Annotated in this window: 18 protein-coding genes and 1 tRNA gene; 10 read left to right on the forward strand and 9 right to left on the reverse strand. The window is 70.6% G+C overall.

Translation table 11 applies throughout. The features are described from left to right. Nucleotides 1-36: 36 nt before the first annotated feature. Nucleotides 37-786, reverse strand: a complete 750-nt coding sequence (locus ABZX61_RS30540) for an alpha/beta fold hydrolase (RefSeq protein ID WP_355199602.1) — start codon at nucleotides 784-786, stop codon at nucleotides 37-39. A gap of 336 nt (nucleotides 787-1122) precedes the next feature. Between ABZX61_RS30540 and ABZX61_RS30545 the strand changes: the two genes are divergently transcribed. Together ABZX61_RS30545 and ABZX61_RS30550 are read left to right on the forward strand one after the other, a co-directional pair. Beyond that, on the forward strand, nucleotides 1123-2163 hold the full coding sequence (locus tag ABZX61_RS30545) for a MupA/Atu3671 family FMN-dependent luciferase-like monooxygenase (RefSeq protein ID WP_355199603.1): 1041 nt from the start codon (nucleotides 1123-1125) through the stop codon (nucleotides 2161-2163). Then, nucleotides 2160-2678 (forward strand): flavin reductase family protein, encoded by a 519-nt coding sequence (locus ABZX61_RS30550; protein WP_350741595.1) that lies wholly within the window; start codon nucleotides 2160-2162, stop codon nucleotides 2676-2678. The genes ABZX61_RS30545 and ABZX61_RS30550 overlap by 4 nt, the downstream gene beginning before the upstream one ends. Nucleotides 2679-2721: 43 nt before the next feature. On the opposite strand, the gene ABZX61_RS30555 is transcribed toward ABZX61_RS30550, so the two are convergent. The 3 genes from ABZX61_RS30555 to ABZX61_RS30565 form a co-directional block, all read right to left on the reverse strand. Next, nucleotides 2722-2795, reverse strand: a tRNA-Lys gene (locus tag ABZX61_RS30555). A 41-nt stretch (nucleotides 2796-2836) separates the two neighbouring features. After that, a complete protein-coding gene (locus ABZX61_RS30560) occupies nucleotides 2837-3760 on the reverse strand; it encodes a nucleoside hydrolase (protein ID WP_355199604.1) in 924 nt (307 codons plus the stop codon). Nucleotides 3761-3997: 237 nt separating this feature from the next. Further along, the gene (locus ABZX61_RS30565; RefSeq protein WP_350741599.1) at nucleotides 3998-4390 is read right to left on the reverse strand and encodes an OsmC family protein; all 393 of its coding nucleotides are present in this window, start codon (nucleotides 4388-4390) and stop codon (nucleotides 3998-4000) included. A gap of 52 nt (nucleotides 4391-4442) precedes the next feature. On the opposite strand from ABZX61_RS30565, the gene ABZX61_RS30570 reads away from it, so the two are divergent. Beyond that, nucleotides 4443-5144 carry a hypothetical protein gene (locus ABZX61_RS30570; RefSeq protein WP_355199605.1) on the forward strand — a complete coding sequence of 234 codons (702 nt, stop codon included), beginning with the start codon at nucleotides 4443-4445 and terminating at the stop codon, nucleotides 5142-5144. 50 nt (nucleotides 5145-5194) lie between these two features. Then, nucleotides 5195-5971, forward strand: coding sequence for an FAD:protein FMN transferase (locus tag ABZX61_RS30575; RefSeq protein WP_355199606.1), 777 nt, complete (start codon nucleotides 5195-5197; stop codon nucleotides 5969-5971). Nucleotides 5972-6045: 74 nt separating this feature from the next. Here ABZX61_RS30575 and ABZX61_RS30580 read toward each other — a convergent pair whose 3' ends face one another. Beyond that, entirely contained in the window at nucleotides 6046-6321 is a 276-nt protein-coding gene (locus tag ABZX61_RS30580; RefSeq protein WP_185068012.1) for a hypothetical protein, read from the reverse strand. A 134-nt stretch (nucleotides 6322-6455) separates the two neighbouring features. Here ABZX61_RS30580 and ABZX61_RS30585 point away from each other — a divergent pair, with 134 nt between their 5' ends. Both ABZX61_RS30585 and ABZX61_RS30590 read left to right on the forward strand, forming a co-directional pair. Then, the gene (locus ABZX61_RS30585) at nucleotides 6456-6836 is read left to right on the forward strand and encodes a phage holin family protein (RefSeq protein WP_185068013.1); all 381 of its coding nucleotides are present in this window, start codon (nucleotides 6456-6458) and stop codon (nucleotides 6834-6836) included. 7 nt (nucleotides 6837-6843) lie between these two features. Then, complete coding sequence (locus tag ABZX61_RS30590; RefSeq protein ID WP_355199607.1) at nucleotides 6844-8202, forward strand: aromatic amino acid lyase; 1359 nt, start codon at nucleotides 6844-6846, stop codon at nucleotides 8200-8202. Nucleotides 8203-8258: 56 nt separating this feature from the next. On the opposite strand, the gene ABZX61_RS30595 is transcribed toward ABZX61_RS30590, so the two are convergent. Beyond that, nucleotides 8259-9248, reverse strand: coding sequence for a LacI family DNA-binding transcriptional regulator (locus ABZX61_RS30595; RefSeq protein ID WP_355199608.1), 990 nt, complete (start codon nucleotides 9246-9248; stop codon nucleotides 8259-8261). A gap of 243 nt (nucleotides 9249-9491) precedes the next feature. On the opposite strand from ABZX61_RS30595, the gene ABZX61_RS30600 reads away from it, so the two are divergent. Continuing rightward, nucleotides 9492-10352: an amidohydrolase gene (locus tag ABZX61_RS30600; RefSeq protein ID WP_355199609.1), complete on the forward strand. Its 861-nt coding sequence runs from the start codon at nucleotides 9492-9494 to the stop codon at nucleotides 10350-10352. After that, a complete protein-coding gene (locus ABZX61_RS30605) occupies nucleotides 10349-10882 on the forward strand; it encodes a cysteine dioxygenase family protein (protein WP_350741611.1) in 534 nt (177 codons plus the stop codon). The genes ABZX61_RS30600 and ABZX61_RS30605 overlap by 4 nt, the downstream gene beginning before the upstream one ends. Here the strand turns inward: ABZX61_RS30605 and ABZX61_RS30610 are convergent. Beyond that, nucleotides 10851-11519, reverse strand: coding sequence for a (2Fe-2S)-binding protein (locus ABZX61_RS30610; protein ID WP_355199610.1), 669 nt, complete (start codon nucleotides 11517-11519; stop codon nucleotides 10851-10853). The genes ABZX61_RS30605 and ABZX61_RS30610 overlap by 32 nt on opposite strands. 10 nt (nucleotides 11520-11529) lie before the next feature. Then, complete coding sequence (locus ABZX61_RS30615) at nucleotides 11530-12702, reverse strand: MFS transporter (RefSeq protein ID WP_355199611.1); 1173 nt, start codon at nucleotides 12700-12702, stop codon at nucleotides 11530-11532. Nucleotides 12703-12781: 79 nt separating this feature from the next. Between ABZX61_RS30615 and ABZX61_RS30620 the strand changes: the two genes are divergently transcribed. Then, complete coding sequence (locus ABZX61_RS30620) at nucleotides 12782-13756, forward strand: LacI family DNA-binding transcriptional regulator (RefSeq protein ID WP_355199627.1); 975 nt, start codon at nucleotides 12782-12784, stop codon at nucleotides 13754-13756. 4 nt (nucleotides 13757-13760) lie between these two features. On the opposite strand, the gene ABZX61_RS30625 is transcribed toward ABZX61_RS30620, so the two are convergent. Further along, nucleotides 13761-14081, reverse strand: coding sequence for a hypothetical protein (locus tag ABZX61_RS30625; protein WP_350741616.1), 321 nt, complete (start codon nucleotides 14079-14081; stop codon nucleotides 13761-13763). A gap of 185 nt (nucleotides 14082-14266) precedes the next feature. Here ABZX61_RS30625 and ABZX61_RS30630 point away from each other — a divergent pair, with 185 nt between their 5' ends. Continuing rightward, nucleotides 14267-15232: a sugar-binding domain-containing protein gene (locus ABZX61_RS30630; protein WP_350741618.1), complete on the forward strand. Its 966-nt coding sequence runs from the start codon at nucleotides 14267-14269 to the stop codon at nucleotides 15230-15232. The last annotated feature ends 133 nt before the right edge of the window (nucleotides 15233-15365 follow it).

Here is a 15365-nt window from a genome sequence, read left to right on the forward strand (position 1 = left end):
CTCGCCTCGTACTCTTCCTGCAACCGAAAGGGGGACCTACGCCTGGACGGCGGGGATGTTCTCGGTGATCTTCCGCATGACCGCTGCCGCGTGTGAGTTCAGGTAGAAGTGGCCGCCGCGGAAGACGTGCATGTCGAACGGGCCGCTGGTGTGCTCTTTCCAGCGCTCGGCCTCGTCCAGCGACACGTGCGGGTCGGAGTCGCCGACCAGCGTGATGATCGGCGCGTCGATCCTGATGCCGGGCGGGCAGCGGTAGGTCATGATCGCCGTGTAGTCGCCGCGCAGCGACGGAAGGATCATGTTCACGAGCTCGGGATCGTCCAGCATCCGCGTGTCGGTGCCGCCGAGCCGCCGCACCTCGGCGATGAGCGCCCGGTCGCCCTCCTTGTGCACGGTCTCGACGCGTACGCTCGACGGCGCGCGCCGTCCGGACGCGAAGAGCACCAGCGGCGAGACGCCGTCGCCCATCAGCCTCTTGGCCACCTCGAACGCGACCACCGCGCCCATGCTGTGCCCGAAGAAGGCCATCGGCCGGTCCGCCAGGGGCAGGATCTCCCCGGTGAGGCGATCGGCGAGGGTGCCTATGTCGTCGATGCACGGCTCCAGGCGGCGTTCCTGCCGGCCCGGATACTGGATCGCCAGGACGTCGAGCCGCGGTGCGAGCTGTTTGGCGACCGGGTGGAAATAGGAAGCGGAGCCGCCCGCGTGCGGGAAGCAGATCAGACGGGTGGCGGATGCCGGCGCGGCGAAGAACCGCCGTACCCACGCTCCGGTTTCGGTGATCACTGAACATTCCTTCCTCTGCCGACAGGGAATTCGGCACCACGCCGCGGGATATCACCGTTCATTCCAGCCCATGCGGCCGCGGCGTAGCCACGGGATTCGCCCCCTAATGTCCGGGGGTATTCCCCTAACGAATCAACCGACGGTCCGGCGCGTGGTGAAGCCGCGTCGAGATAAGGGGCGATAAGGGTTGCCCGAGCGCGTCAGGCCGTGCTCAGCAGGGCGGACGCCCGACGGCCGGCACGCCTAGTGGGCGCTAGGGGTTACCCCGCTTTCTCCGCTCACAAATACTTGTGACACCCGGACCGGGCGCATCAACGCGGTACGCAAGGAGAAACGATGGACTTTGGTCTATTCTATTTCGCGGACGATGTCAGGGCGGGAACCGACCAGTACCGGCTGCTGCTGGAAGGGGCCAGGTTCGCCGACACCCATGGATTCTCCGCGGTGTGGACACCCGAGCGGCATTTTCATGAATTCGGCGGCCGATATCCCAATCCCGCCGTGAGCGCCGCGGCCGTCGCCGCCGTGACCGAGCGGGTCGCCATCCGCGCGGGAAGCGTCGTGGCGCCGCTGCACCACCCGGTTCGCATCGCCGAGGAATGGGCCATGGTGGACAACCTGTCCGGCGGCCGGGTCGGCGTGTCCTTCGCCCCGGGCTGGCATGTGGTCGACTTCGCGTTGCGGCCCGAGAACTACGCCGGCCGCCGGCAGGTGACGACGGACACCATCGACACGGTGCGGCGGCTGTGGCGGCAGGAGGAGGTGGAGCTGGTCGACGGGGCCGGCGAGTCGGTCAAGTTGCGCGCCTACCCGGCGCCGGTCCAGCCGGAGCTACCCACGTGGCTCACCAGCTCGGGCAACCCGGAGACGTTCCGCCAGGCGGGCGATCTCGGCTACGGCATCCTGACGCACCTGCTCGGCCAGAGCCTGGACGACCTCGTACGCAAGGTCGCCGACTACCGCGAGCACTACGCCAGAGCGCACAACGGCACCGGCCACGTCGCGCTCATGCTGCACACCTTCATCGGCGAGGACCGCGCCCGCGTGCGCGAGATCGTTCACCAGCCCTTCACCGACTACCTGCGCAGCTCTCTCGGCCTGGTGCTGAAGGCGGCCGAGGACCTGATGCCCGGCATCGACCCGGACTCGATGGACCCGGAGGACATCGAGTTCCTCCTGGAGGTCTCGTTCGACCGCTATTTCGACACGGGCGGCCTGTTCGGCACGGTCGACGACGGCATGGCGGTATTGAGCTCGCTCCAGGAGATCGGCGTGGACGAGGTCGCCTGTCTCATCGACTTCGTCCCCGACACGGACACCGTCCTCGACGGGCTGCGCCACCTCGACGAGCTCAAGCGGCGCTGGAGCACACGATGATCGACAGCCTGAGGCTGAGGCGCGTGCTCGGCCACTACCCGACGGGGGTCGTCGTGATCGCGGCGCTGGAGGACGGCGAACCGCACGGTTTCACGGTCAACTCCTTCACCTCCGTCTCCCTCGACCCGCCCATCGTGAGCTTCTGCGCCGCCCACACCTCGGCCACCTGGCCCCGCATCAAGGCCGCGGGCGCCTTCACGATCAGCGTGCTGGGGGCCGGGCAGGAGCAGGTGTGCCGGTCGTTCGCGGCCAAGGGGAGCGACAAGTTCTCGGGGGTCGGCTGGTCGGTGCGGGAGAGCGGGCACCCGGCGATCACGGGCGCGGTCGCGTGGATCGACTGCGTCCTCGATCTGAGCCACGTGGTGGGCGACCACGAGCTGATCCTCGCCAGGGTGGTGTCGCTCACCGTGAACGACTCCGACGACGACCCGCTCGTCTTCCACCGTGGGCGCCTCGGCCGGGTGTGCGCCGAGACCTTCCCGATCCTGACGCGCCGATGCCCGGCGCCCGCCTGATCAAAAAAGCCCAGGCCACCTGAGTGACCTGGGCTTTTCGCTGTGCGCCGCCAGGGACTCGAACCCCGGACCCGCTGATTAAGAGTCAGCTGCTCTGACCAACTGAGCTAGCGGCGCAACAGGTGTAACTGTATCAGCCGCCGAGCCCTGACCGCACATCATCCGAGCCGCCCCGCCAGCCTCTCGTACGCTCCCAGCACCAGCTCCCAGAATCCCTTGACGTCGATCGACGTGGCCACGAGCGCGTTCGAGTCCTGCTCGCTCACCTTGAAGTCCGTCACGGTCATCCCCCGCGTGTAAAGCCCGGCGGTCTCGACGTTCACCGTCGCGGGGACGCAGGTGAAGAGGGAGGGGTCGAGCACGTACGCCACCGCGCACGCGTCATGGATGGCCGGCCCGCCGTCGGCCGTCACCACTCCGTAGAACTGCGCGGCGGGCACCAGCAGTTCGGCCAGCTTGCCCAGCGGCCGCATCCGGTCCAGGACGTCCGAGGTGACTGTGGCGGACAGGGTGACGTCCAGCCCCAGCATCCGCACCGTCCACCCGGCGCCGAAGACGATGGCCGCCGCCTCCGGGTCGGCCAGCATGTTGAACTCGGCCGCCGGATTGTGGTTGCCACGCGTGAACGAGCCACCCATGATCACCAGTTCGCGGGCCCACTCCACGACGCGCGGCTCGCGGCGTACGGCGAGGGCGATGTTCGTCAGCGGGCCCACGGCCACCAGCGTGATCTCGCCCGGAGCGGCCTTCAGGGTCTCCACGATGAAGTCGACCGCGTGGCCGTCCGAGGGCCCCAGCTGCGGGGTGGGGAGCACCACGCCGCCGAGACCCGTGGTGCCGTGCACGCGGGTGGCGCGCACGGTCTCGCGCAGGAGGGCGCCGGCGCTGCCCGGCGTCACGGGGACATTCCCCATTTCCAGGAACTCGCGCAGCGCCAGGGCGTTCGCGGTGGTCAGGGAGAGGTCAACGTTGCCCCCCACGGTGGTAATGCCCACCACGTCCAGGGAGGGGGAGCCGGCGGCCAGGGCCAGAGCGAGCGCGTCGTCGATGCCGGGGTCGCAGTCAATCAGCACTTTCTTCACGAAAGGGGAGGATACGCATAGATCGGGCCGGGCAGTTCCCCCAAAGCTGCCCGGCCCGATCGGCGGCGGTCCAGGCCGGCGCTTCCCCCAAAACGCCGGCGGTCCCGCACTGGCGAACCGCGGTCCCCCTCCGCGTCCGCTTCGGTGAAGGTCTATTGGCCTCTTGACCTGCTACAACGCTACCGAGACGAATGCAACGGTCGCGTCATAACGGGGTCGAATATCTGTTTAATCCGACTACGGAAGCTCCAACCGAACCTCCGTACCTTCCTGAAGCGACCTGCTCACCGTGCAGTACTTCTCGTGCACCCGCTCCGCGACCGCCCTGAACACCTCGTCGGCCTCTTCCGAGGGCAGCTCGACGTCGTAGGTGACGGTGACCGGGCCCAGCTTGCTGGGCTCGACCTTCTCCGCCTGCACCGTCATCGCCAGGCGGACCAGCCGGTGACCCCGCTTGGCGGTCAGCGGCTCAACCGTCACGATGTTGCATCCGCCCACGGCCGCCAGCAGCAACTCCACCGGGGTGAACACCCCGTCCTCGTCCCCGCCGCCCATCCGCACCTCGGCGCCGCGGGCGTTCGTGGCCCGGAATCCGCCGTCCTCAGTTCGCTCGACACTCACGTTAGCCATGTTTCAGACCCTACTCAGAAACCTTTAATGTTCATTCAGCATCGTGAGTGGCATGGCTAGCGAGGCGAATGCGAACCAAGGTCCCATCCTCTTCTGGTGCGGGGTCGCGGTGGCCGAGTTCGGTGCGATCCAGCCGGGATTCGGCTACCCGTGGCGACCCAGTGCCTACGCCGCCGCGGCGCTGCTCGTCGCGTTCGGCCTGATCACCGTCAAGGCCGCCGACTACCTCCGCACCGAGGAGGCCAGGCAGCGCCTGCGGCTCGGCAGCTATCTCGCCGGCGCGCTGCTGGTGGCCCACCAGTTCAGCTCCACGGCGTACGTGACCGACCTCAGCCGCGCCGGCTCGCTCGTCCTGTACGCGATGGCGGCCGTCATGGCGGTCTGGAGTCACCAGCTCTCCCACGCGACCAGGCCGACCCTGCTGATCGCCACCGGCCTCGACGCGGCCGCCCTGCGCGAACGGCTGGCCGGCACGCCCGACACCGTGGCCGTCTACCGCACCGAGCGCGCCACCGACGAGCTGCGCGAACTGGAGGCCCGATACGGGCTCATCCTCGTCGAGGGCGCCGAGCACGACCCCCGCGCCAAGGAGCGCCTGAGCGCCTCCGGCCTGAGCCGCCAGATTCCCGACATCGCCGAACGCGACGTGGTGGTGGCCGGTCCGCGGCAGTTCAAGAGGTACGTACGCGGCGCGTTGTCACGCCTTGCTGTCCCAAGATCACAGATTCATTTCAAATCACGGCAAAAGGTTTAGCTCCACATTACGCGCCATCTGCAACGGTTGGCTGCGGACAAGGAGGCAAGGTGACGACTTTCCCCGGAAGCGCCCGTGTCGAGATGGTCATGGGCATGCCGGTCAGTGTGGACATCCGCACCGCTCTCCCGGTGCGTGAGATGACGCCCCTGCTGGATGACGCGTTCTCCTGGCTGAGGTGGGTGGAAGACACCTTCAGCCCGGTAAGAGAGGACAGCCAGATCGGCCGCCTCAACCGCGGCCAGACGATCAAGCAGATCCCCGAGCTCATCGAGGTCCTCCACCGCTGCGACGAGATCAGCCAGGCCACCGACGGCTACTTCGAGGCCCGCATCAACGGCGTCACCGACCCGTCGGGCTACATCAAGGGCTGGGCGCTCGAGCGCCTTTCCCGCGCCCTGGTCAACGCGGGCGCGGGCGACCACCGCATCAGCGCGGGCGAGGACATCAGGGTGCGCGGCTCGGCCGCCCCGGGCAAGCGCTGGCGGGTCGGCATCCGCGATCCGCGCAAGGACGTGATCCGCAAAGTCGTCTTCGCCCACGACCTCGGCATCGCCACCTCCGGCGGCGCGCCCGTCGTCAACCCGCACACGGGGGCCGTCGAGGAAGGGCTCGGCTCGGTCACCGTGATCGGTCCCGACCTGGGCCAGGCCGACGCGTACGCGACCGCCATCTACGCCATGGGGCCCATGCTGTCCAGGCGCTTCGCGGCCGACCTGGCGGCGGCGGGGCCGTACCAGACGATGATCATCACCCGTGACGGGCAGGAGGTCAGCACGCCCGGCTTCGCCGAATACAGCGGCAGCGAGGCCCGCATGGCGGGCTGAGCGCGCCCGTGTGATTACGGAGGGTGGCCCGTATCGGACTTGCGAGGTCACCCCCCGGCGCCCTGGGAGCACGGTCAGGCGTCGGGATGTTTACGCAAATACTCTATGTAGATCGGGCGCAGCGCCTCACCCAACTGCCCCTCGCCGGAGGCGATGGCATCGCTGAGCAGCGCGGAGACCCTGCTGAGGTCGTTGGCGGCCTCCGTCCCGTGACCGCTGGCGGCCTCGGCGGCCGGGATCACCTTCAACAGGTCCCAGAGAAACCCCAGGTCCCCGTGCCGTACGGCGTACCGCACCGCACGGTCGTGCAACTCGTCGGCCGGCAACGACTCGAGCCCGTTCGCGTCCATCTCGCTCCCTCCCCCTGGACGCCTCTTCCCGAGTTGGGCCAACCATAACCGACGACTACGCACAGTAGCCGCTGAGAATCGTAGTGGCCGCGCCACTATCGAAGTGCCGATCTCAAGTGGGAGGATCAAGCAGCGTGAGATTCATCATCAGAACCATCGCCGCGGCGGCGGCCCTCTGGGTGGCCATCCAACTGGTCCCCGGCATCGAGGTCAGCACCTCCCCCAACTCCGCCAAATACTGGGGCGTGCTGCTGATCGTGGCGTTGATCTTCGGCATCGTGAACGCGATCGTCAAGCCCATCGTCAAGGCCCTCGGATGCGCGATCATCGTTCTGACACTGGGCCTGTTCCTCCTCGTGATCAACGCGGCCATGCTGCTGCTGACGAGCTGGATCTCGACTCAGCTCGACATCCCCTTCCACGTCGACAACTTCTATCCGGCCGCCTTCTGGGGCGCGATCATCATCAGCGTGGTGAGCTGGCTGCTGGGCCTGTTCATTCCCGACGGCGACTGAACCGCCGGTGGAGCTCGACGGCGCCGGCCTGACCTGCGCGCAGGTCCACGAGGCCGCGTACGACGGTGCCCGGGTCACGATCGCCTCCCTCGATCGGGCCCGGGCCGCGTGGGCCACCGCTCAGGAGCTCACGGGCCCCGTGTATGGGCGGAGCACCGGCGTGGGCGCCAACAGAGGCGTCATCCTCGACAAGCCCGGCCTCGACCTGCTCCGCAGCCACGTGTGCGGCGCCGGCCCGATGATCCCGCCGGCCCGCGCCCGGGCCATGCTCGTGGTCCGGCTCAACCAGCTCCTCGTCGGCGGCTCCGGCATCGACCCGGCCGTCCTGCCGGCGCTGGCCGAGGCGATCAACGGCGGCTTCACCCCGCCGATCCAGACGTACGGCGCCATCGGCACCGGCGACCTCTCCGCCCTCGCCACCACGGCCCTGTGCCTGCTCGGCGAACTCCCCTGGCACCACGAACCCCCACCCCCGTTCCCTCCGGGGACGCCTTCGATCGACGTGGCCGGGCCCCGATTCCCCTTCGCCCCGGAGGACGCGCTGCCGTTCATCAGCTCGGGGGCCGCCACGCTGGCCGACGCCGCCATCGCCTGCCACCGCCTCCGGCTCCTCCTGGAAGCCGTCATCGACGTGGCGGCGATGTCGTTCACCGCCGTTGGCGCCTCGGCCGAGCCGCTGGCGGCCGCCGTACAGGAGGCCCGCCCCCACCCCGGCCAGGCCGCCGTGGCCGCCCGCCTGCGCGGCCTGCTCACCCAGGAGCTGGCGACCCGCGTGCAGGACCCGTACGGCTACCGGGCCTTCGCCCAGGTGCACGGGGCCGCCGTGGACGCCCTCGACCGGGCCACCGCCGCCGTCGAGATCGACCTCAACGCCGCCGCCGAGAACCCCCTCATCGCCGGCTCCCTGGCCTGGCACAACGGCAACTTCCACTCGGCCCCGCTGGCGCTGGCGCTCGACGCGTCGCGTGCCGCGCTCGTGCAGACGGCCCAGCTCAGCGCCGCTCGCCTGGCCACCCTCATGGACCCCGCCTACACCGGCCACCACCCCTTTCTCGCCGACCGCCCGGGGTCGTCGGGGGCGCTGATCCTGGAGTACGTGGCCCAGGATGCCCTGGCCGAGCTCCGACTCCTCGCGACGCCGGTGACGACGGGCACGGCGGTGATCTCCCTGGGCACGGAGGACCACGCGGGCTTCGCGACCCAGGCGGCCCGCAACGCCCTGCGCTGCCTGGAGCCCCTGGAAATCGTCCTGGCCTGCGAACGCACCGCCGCTCTCCGGGCTCTCAACACCCCCACCGCGGACCGCCCCCTCACCGACGACCTCACCGCCTCCCGCCAGGCCCTGACCCTCCACCCACCCCTCTGACCCCCCGAGGCTGCCCGCTCCCGATAGCCGGGCTCCCACCGAGGTCGGGGGAGGCGTCACGGCACGCGGGCGACCGATCCCCGTTCCCGAAGGGTGGGCTCCTGGACGACGCGCCGCCGCCGGGTCCCCCCGTCCGCCGCCGCCGAGATGAGGCGGACCGCCGCCTTGACGATCCCGTCGATGTCCCAATCGACGGTCGTGAGACCAGGCGTGAGCAGCCCGGACATCGGGTGATCGTCATACCCCATGACCGACACGTCGTCGGGGACGGCCAGCCCCAGCTCCTGAGCCGCGGCGTAAACCCCGTAGGCGATCGAGTCCGCGAAGCAGAACACCGCGCTCGGCCCCTGCCCCGCCAGCAGCTCCCGCGCCGCGGCGGTGGCCCCCGCCAGCCCGTGCGGGGCGGTGGCGACCACGATGTCCAGCCCCAGCCGGTCGGCCTCGGCGGTGACGTGCACGTCGGCGGGCCGGTCGGGAGTGCTGTCCCGGGTCGGGGTGAGGACGGCGATGCGGCGGTGGCCCAGCGCGCGCAGGTGCTCCAGCGCCAGCGTCACGCCGCGCCGGTTGTCGAAGACGACCTCCCCGGCCGTGCCCGCGATCGAGTCGCCGATCGCGACCACCGGCAGCGACTCGCACAGCTCGGGCCAGAACGCCGCCGCCGGATCGATCGGCTGGACGATCAGCCCGTCGACGCGCTGGTCGCGCAGCCGCTGGGCGAAGGCCCGTTCGCGGGCGGGATCGCCCACCGCGTCAAGGATCAGGGCATAGCGGTCTTTCTCCCGCAGCCCTCTGCTGATGCCGACCGCCAGGGACTGCTGCCACAGGTCCTCCAGCGAGCCGCACAGCAGGCCGATCATGCCGGTGCGCCCGCTGGCCAGGGCCCTGGCGATGGGGTCGGCCTCGTAGCCCAACTCGGCGGCCGCCGCGCGGACACGCTCCATGGTCTCCTCGGAAACCTGCAGGCCGCGCAGCGCATACGAGACGGCTGCCGGTGACAGGCCTGTGGCCTGAGCCACCTCCCGGATCGTGGCTCTCTTGCGAGGCATTAAGCCAGCCTATTCGCTAGCGCCGACAGAACCGATTCCAGTCAGACGATTCGCGCTCCCCACTGAGGGTGCGCCGCCCCGGAACGCCGGGCCTGTCGGTGTTCCCGGCCGCGTCGGGCCCGTTGACAACGGCCTTGTGAAGCGGTTCACTGAACCGTATCACTGAAACGCTTCACAGCTCAGTGTCGCAAGGTGGCGCGGGTTACCTGTAATGTTAGTAGGGAATAGGGGAAGGAGGAAGCCGTGAGCATCGACGTCCATCAGCACGTGTGGACGCGCCCGCTCGTCGACGCCCTGCGCGCCCGCTCCTCCCCTCCCCACGTCGACGGCTGGACGTTGTTCCTCGACGACGAGCCCCCGTACGAGATCGACCCCCAGGACCTCGAGCACCGCGACACCACCGGCCTGGAGCTGGCGCTGGTGTCGCCGTCGAGCCCGCTCGGCATCGAGTTCCTGCCGCCGGAGGAGTCCTGGCCGGTCATCGACGCCTACCACGACGGCGCGCTCGCGCTGGGCGAGCCGTTCGGGGCCTGGGCGTCGACGTGCCTCAGCCGGCCCGACCCCGAGCGCCTGGCCCGGGACCTCGGCCGCGGCTTCGCGGGGCTGCAGATCCCCGCGACGGCCGTGCCCGACGACGGCCTGCTCGAGGTGCTGACGGACCTGGGCCTTCCGCTGTTCGTCCACCCCGGCCCGGCCGCGAAGACCCCGGGCACGCCGCCCTGGTGGCCCGCCGTGGTGCCGTACGTCCAGCAGATGCACGCCGCGTGGCACTACTTCCACGCCGTCGTCCGCCCCAGGCACCCGGAGCTGCGCGTCTGCTTCGCCCTCCTCGCGGGGCTGGCCCCGCTGCACTCCGAGCGCCTGATCGCCAGGGGCGGCGGCAGCCGCGGCCTGGTCGATCCGAACTTCTTCGTGGAGACCTCCTCCTACGGCCCGCGGGCGATCGACGCGATCGTCCGCGAGCTGGGCATCGACGTCGTCGTCAACGGCTCCGACGCCCCTTACGCCACCGCACCCGAGCCCGGACTCGGCGCGGCCGCCGGCCACGCCATCCGGGTCGTCAACCCCCGTCGTCTATTGAGCGGAAAGGAGACTCGTACGTGAGCACTCAGCAGATCCAGGACGGGGGCACCTGTGCCCGGTTGCCCGAGCGCACGCTCGACCGGCGCGAACTGCGCGACCTGGTGAACGAGCTGGCAACCCACCCCGAGGAGTGGCGGGACCAGGTGCAGTTCCCCGAGGACGGCGGCAGGCACTACGCCTCGCTCTACCGCGACGCGTACGTGGACGTCTGGCTGCTCTGCTGGCGCCCCGAGGACGACACCGGCTGGCACGACCACGACATCTCCTCCGGCGCCGTCCACGTGGTGCAGGGCGCGCTCCTGGAGTGCAACCCGCGCATCGGCGGCGAGCACCTGGAGACCGTGGTCACGGAGGGGCAGTCGTTCTCGTTCGGGCCCGATCACATCCACCGCCTCAACGGCGCGGTGGACGAAAGCGTCTCCATCCACGCCTACTCGCCGCCGCTGTGGCGGCTCGGCCAGTACTCCATCGACGACACCGGCGTCATGCGCCGCGTCTCGGTGAGCTACGCCGACGAGCTCAGGCCGCTGGACGACGCGGTGGTGGCCTGAGCACGCAGCAGCTTCCGCAGGGCTCGACATCGGGCAGTGTGATCCACAGGCAGCAGGTCCTGCGGAAGTAGCCGTCGCCGGCGGGCTCGATCAGCCCGTCGACCGGCGGGCCGATCTCCTTCAGCAGCCGCATGTAGTCGCCCGGCACGATCGACGTCAGCGGATGGGCGAGCGCCTCGGCCGTGGATCCCCACAGCGTCCGCTCGCCCACCTTCGCGATCGCCCCGACGGCCCGCACCAGCGGCGCCTGCGACTCGGCGAGCGCCTCGCGGATCGCGGCGGCCCCTTCGGACCAGCTCACCCGCGTGGCCGCGATCGTCACCCCGGCGTCCGACACCTTGAAGTACGTGTCCGCCGGCCGCATGATCGGCACCCGCCCGTCCAGCGCCCAGCCGAGCGCCATGGGCATGGTGTGCCAGTAGCCGTACGTCTTCCAGAACAGCGCCGCGCCGACGTGGCGTGGCGCGTTCCAGCGCGCGGCCGTCTCGTCGATCAGCCCGAGCAGTGCCGCGTACGGCTCCCGCAGCAGCTCCGTGACCGGCGTCCAGCTGCCGTCGGGCTCGATGACCAGGCGCGGCTCGACGCCCAGCACCCCGCCACGCGCGTCGGCGACCCGCTGGAGCGTCTCGGTCAGCACCCTGAACCCCCTAAAGGTTAGCCTTACCTAAGGTAGCAGGCCGCCCCGCGAACCACCCAGCCGCGATCTGCACCACGAGCACCCCCAGCCCCGCCAGCAGCGGCACCGTCCAGCCGCCGGAGACCTCCCTGAGGAACCCGAACAGCAACGGCCCCACCGCCGCGATCCCGTACCCCACGGACTGCGCCACGGCCGACAGCGCGGTCACGGTGGCCGGATCGGCGGGCCGCAGCGCGATGATCAGCAGTGCCAGCGCGAACGAGGCGCCCTGGCCGATCCCCAGCACGATCATCCACAGCCAGGGCGCGGCCGTGGGGGCCAGCAGCATGCCGAGGTAGCCGAGCACGGTCAGCACCCCCGCTCCGACCACGTACGGCACCTGCGAGGCCCGCCGGCCCGCCAGGACGGGGATCGCCAGCGAGGTGCCGACCTGGACCAGGTTCGTCAGGCTGAGCAGGTAGCCGGCCTGGTCGGCGGGGAGTCCGGCCTCCAGGAAGATCGTCGGCAGCCAGGCCAGCATGACGTAGAAGGTGAGCGACTGCAGGCCCATGAGGGCGGTCACGGACCAGGTCACGGGGCTCCTGAGCACCACTCCGAACGGCCTGGGCCCGTTCTGCGCCCCGCTCTGCTTGCGCAGCGCCTGGGGCAGCCAGAGCAGCGCGGCCAGCAGGGCGGGCACGGCGAGCAGCGCGGAGACGCCGCGCCAGCCGTACCCGGTGGCGTGCTCGATGGGGACGACCAGCCCGGAGGCGAGGGTGGCGCCGGCCACCACGGCGGCGACGTAGACGCCGGTCATCAGGTTGACCCGGGTGGGAAAGTGCTCCTTGACGACGGCGGGCATGGAGACGTTCATGACGGCGATCGCCGTGGCGGCCAGGGCGGAGCCGAGGTAGAGCACGGGCGCGCCGCCGAGGCCGCGCAGCGTCACGCCCGCCGCGATGACCAGCAGTCCGGCCAGCAGCGTTCGGTCGAGCCCGAAGCGCCGCGCGAGCAGCGGCGTGACCGGCCCGAACACGCCGAGGCAGACCACCATGACCGTGGTGACGGCGCCGCCGCCGGCGGGCGACAGGCCCACGTCCTTCATGATCTCGTCGAGGAGCGGGGAGACCCCCGCGATGGCGGGGCGCAGGTTGAGCGCGGCCAGGACGAACCCGGCGACCAGCACGGCAGATCTCAACGACATAGGGAACCACTTTCGCATAACCCCTGACAACGTTGTCTGCCTGGTCCAGGTGAGGAATGATCCTGGCGTGAGACCGACGATGAAGGACGTCGCCTCGGCGGCGGGCGTGGCGCTCAAGACCGTCTCGCGCGTCGTGAACGGCGAGCCCGGCGTCCACCCGGCCACCGCCGAGCGGGTGCGCGCGGCCATCGAGCGGCTGGGCTACAGCCGCAACGAGAGCGCGGCGGTGCTGCGCAGGGGCAGGACCGCCACGGTCGGGCTGGTCATCGAGGACGTGGCGGACCCGTTCTACTCGGGTCTGAGCCGGGCCGTCGAGGACGTCGTCATCGAGCACGGCTGCCTGCTGCTGAGCGGGTCGTCGAGCGAGGAGCCGCTCAGGGAGCGCGAGCTGGTCGAGACGTTCTGCGCGCGCCGCGTGGACGGGCTGATCATGGTGCCCGCCGGCGAGGACCACACGTACCTGCGGCCCGAGCTGGAGGCCGGCACGCCGGTGGTGTTCGCCGACCGGCCGCCGGGAGCGGGGATCGACGTGGACACGGTGCTCGCCGACAACCTGGGCGGCACCGGGGAGGCGATCCGCCACCTCATGGGCCACGGCCACCGCAGGATCGCCTTCCTCGGGGACGCCCCGGGGATCTTCACCGCGGCCGAGCGGCTCAACGGCTACCGGCAGGCGCTCGGAGGGTTGTTCGACGAGCGGCTGGTGTCGATGCGGCCGCCCTCACTGGAGGGCGTACGCGCCGACCTGGCCCGCATGTTCGCCCTGGACGATCCGCCCTCCGCGCTGTTCACCGGCAACGGCCGCTACACCGTGACGGCGCTGCGCGCGCTGGCGGGGCGCCGGGTGGCGCTGGTGGGGTTCGACGACTTCGAGCTGGCCGACCTGCTGACCCCTGGGGTGAGCGTGGTGGCGCAGGACCCCGCGTGGATGGGGCGGGTGGCGGCCGAGCTGCTCTTCCGCCGCCTGCGCGGCGACACGGGCCCGCCGGAGCACATCGAGCTGCCGGTACGGCTCATCGCCCGCGGCTCCGGCGAGCTCCCCCCACCGGACTGACCGGTCAGGCGACCCGCTCGTCCACGCCCACGGCGCCCACGCCGCTGGTGAAGATGCCGCCGCAGTATCCCCGGGACTCCCCCGACGCGCCAGGCGCGAGCGTCACCCACTCGCCCACGACGTCCGGCGCCCGGCCGCAGACCACCACGGCCCGGAACCTCCAGGTCTGGCCCGTGGGGTTGGTGCAGGACGCGATGCCGAGGTCTCGGTCCTGCGCGTGCACGTAGGTGTCGCAGCGCAGGACCGTGGCCGCCGCCACGGCGGGCGGCGCCATGTTCCCGACCACCAGGCCGACGGCCACCGCGACGTACATCCCCTTGGACATTGCCTCTCCCCTGTCCCCCGTATTACTGTGCGCAGCCGATCGTAAGCGCAGAGTAGTAGCCCTGTCTGGAGAACCTCATGGCGGCTAGCCTTTCCAGCGGAGGACGCGGCAGTGGCCCCCCGGGACATCACCGCCTATAGTCGTTTGCGCATCGGTTCAGCAAAAATGTTCACAGGAGCGCGCGCATGAATGCCGCCGACGTCGCACCCGAGACGCAGGCCAGGTTCCCGCTTGAGCTGATGTACGCGGCGGCCCAGCAGTACTACATCGAGGAGGCCACGCAGGGCGACATCGCCCAGCGGCTCGGCGTCTCCAGGGCGACCGTGAGCCGGCTGCTCACCGAGGCCCGCAAGCAGGGCATCGTCGAGATCAAGGTGCACCGGCCGGCCGCGCTCGCGGACGGCCCGCTGGCCGCCGAGGTGGCCGAGGCGCTCGACCTGGAGCGCGTCTACCTGGTCCCCAAGGTCAGCGGCCCCACCCTGGGCCCGTGGCTGGCGCCCGCCGTGACCCGCGCGCTGGCGGCGGTCGGGCTGGAGTCCGGCGACGTCGTGCTCGTCTCGTCCGGCACCACGGTCTACGAGTGCGCCCGCGAAGGGCTCGGCCAGTACCCGGGCGTCACGATCGCACCCGCCGTGGGCGGCCAGGAGGAGCCGCAACCCTGGTTCCAGACCAACGAGACCACCCGCATCCTGGCCGAACGCGCCGGCGGCGTGCCCGCCTACCTCTACGCGCCCGCGCTGCCCGGCCCCGAGCTGTTCTACTCGCTGCAGCACGAGCCGTCCGTACGCCGCGTCATGGACCTGTGGGCGCACGCCAAGTGCGCCATCGTCGGCGTCGGCTCGGCCCCGCTGATGCGGCAGATGACGCCCTCCCTCATGCCGCGCGACGCCGACAGCCTGCGCCAGGCCGTGGGCGACGTGTGCATGCGCGTCTACGACCGCGACGGCGAGCCCGTCACGTACCCGGGCAGCGAGCGCCTGGTCGCCACGAAGCCGGAGGAGCTGCGCCGCATCCCCGCCACGATCGCGGTCGCGGTGGGCGCCGAGAAGGTGCTGTCCATCGTCGCGGGCGCCAAGGGCGGCTACTTCAACCAGCTCGTCACGGATGTCCCGACGGCAGAGGGCCTGGTGGCCGCCGCTCGACAGCTCTGAACATTTTTGCTGGACAAAGTTTCAGCACCCGCGCTACCGTGAGCCGCACCACAGGATGTGCCTGGTTGTGAGGGGCATTGTCCTGTTTCGGGGGGAAGTGCGTCATGGATCCCGGTAGCAAGTGAGGAACGAA

It is taken from the genome of Nonomuraea sp. NPDC003709, from assembly GCF_040610775.1.
Lineage (GTDB): Bacteria > Actinomycetota > Actinomycetes > Streptosporangiales > Streptosporangiaceae > Nonomuraea > Nonomuraea angiospora_A.

What these genes read in the sequence shown, in the direction of transcription:
- ABZX61_RS30625 (WP_350741616.1), bottom strand. Translation starts at nt 14,081, where the DNA reads ATGTCCAAGGGGATGTACGTCGCGGTGGCCGTCGGCCTGGTGGTCGGG.
- ABZX61_RS30615 (WP_355199611.1), bottom strand. Translation starts at nt 12,702, where the DNA reads ATGTCGTTGAGATCTGCCGTGCTGGTCGCCGGGTTCGTCCTGGCCGCG.
- ABZX61_RS30570 (WP_355199605.1), top strand. Translation starts at nt 4,443, where the DNA reads ATGGCTAGCGAGGCGAATGCGAACCAAGGTCCCATCCTCTTCTGGTGC.
- ABZX61_RS30595 (WP_355199608.1), bottom strand. Translation starts at nt 9,248, where the DNA reads ATGCCTCGCAAGAGAGCCACGATCCGGGAGGTGGCTCAGGCCACAGGC.
- ABZX61_RS30630 (WP_350741618.1), top strand. Translation starts at nt 14,267, where the DNA reads ATGAATGCCGCCGACGTCGCACCCGAGACGCAGGCCAGGTTCCCGCTT.
- ABZX61_RS30565 (WP_350741599.1), bottom strand. Translation starts at nt 4,390, where the DNA reads ATGGCTAACGTGAGTGTCGAGCGAACTGAGGACGGCGGATTCCGGGCC.
- ABZX61_RS30580 (WP_185068012.1), bottom strand. Translation starts at nt 6,321, where the DNA reads ATGGACGCGAACGGGCTCGAGTCGTTGCCGGCCGACGAGTTGCACGAC.
- ABZX61_RS30545 (WP_355199603.1), top strand. Translation starts at nt 1,123, where the DNA reads ATGGACTTTGGTCTATTCTATTTCGCGGACGATGTCAGGGCGGGAACC.
- ABZX61_RS30620 (WP_355199627.1), top strand. Translation starts at nt 12,782, where the DNA reads ATGAAGGACGTCGCCTCGGCGGCGGGCGTGGCGCTCAAGACCGTCTCG.
- ABZX61_RS30550 (WP_350741595.1), top strand. Translation starts at nt 2,160, where the DNA reads ATGATCGACAGCCTGAGGCTGAGGCGCGTGCTCGGCCACTACCCGACG.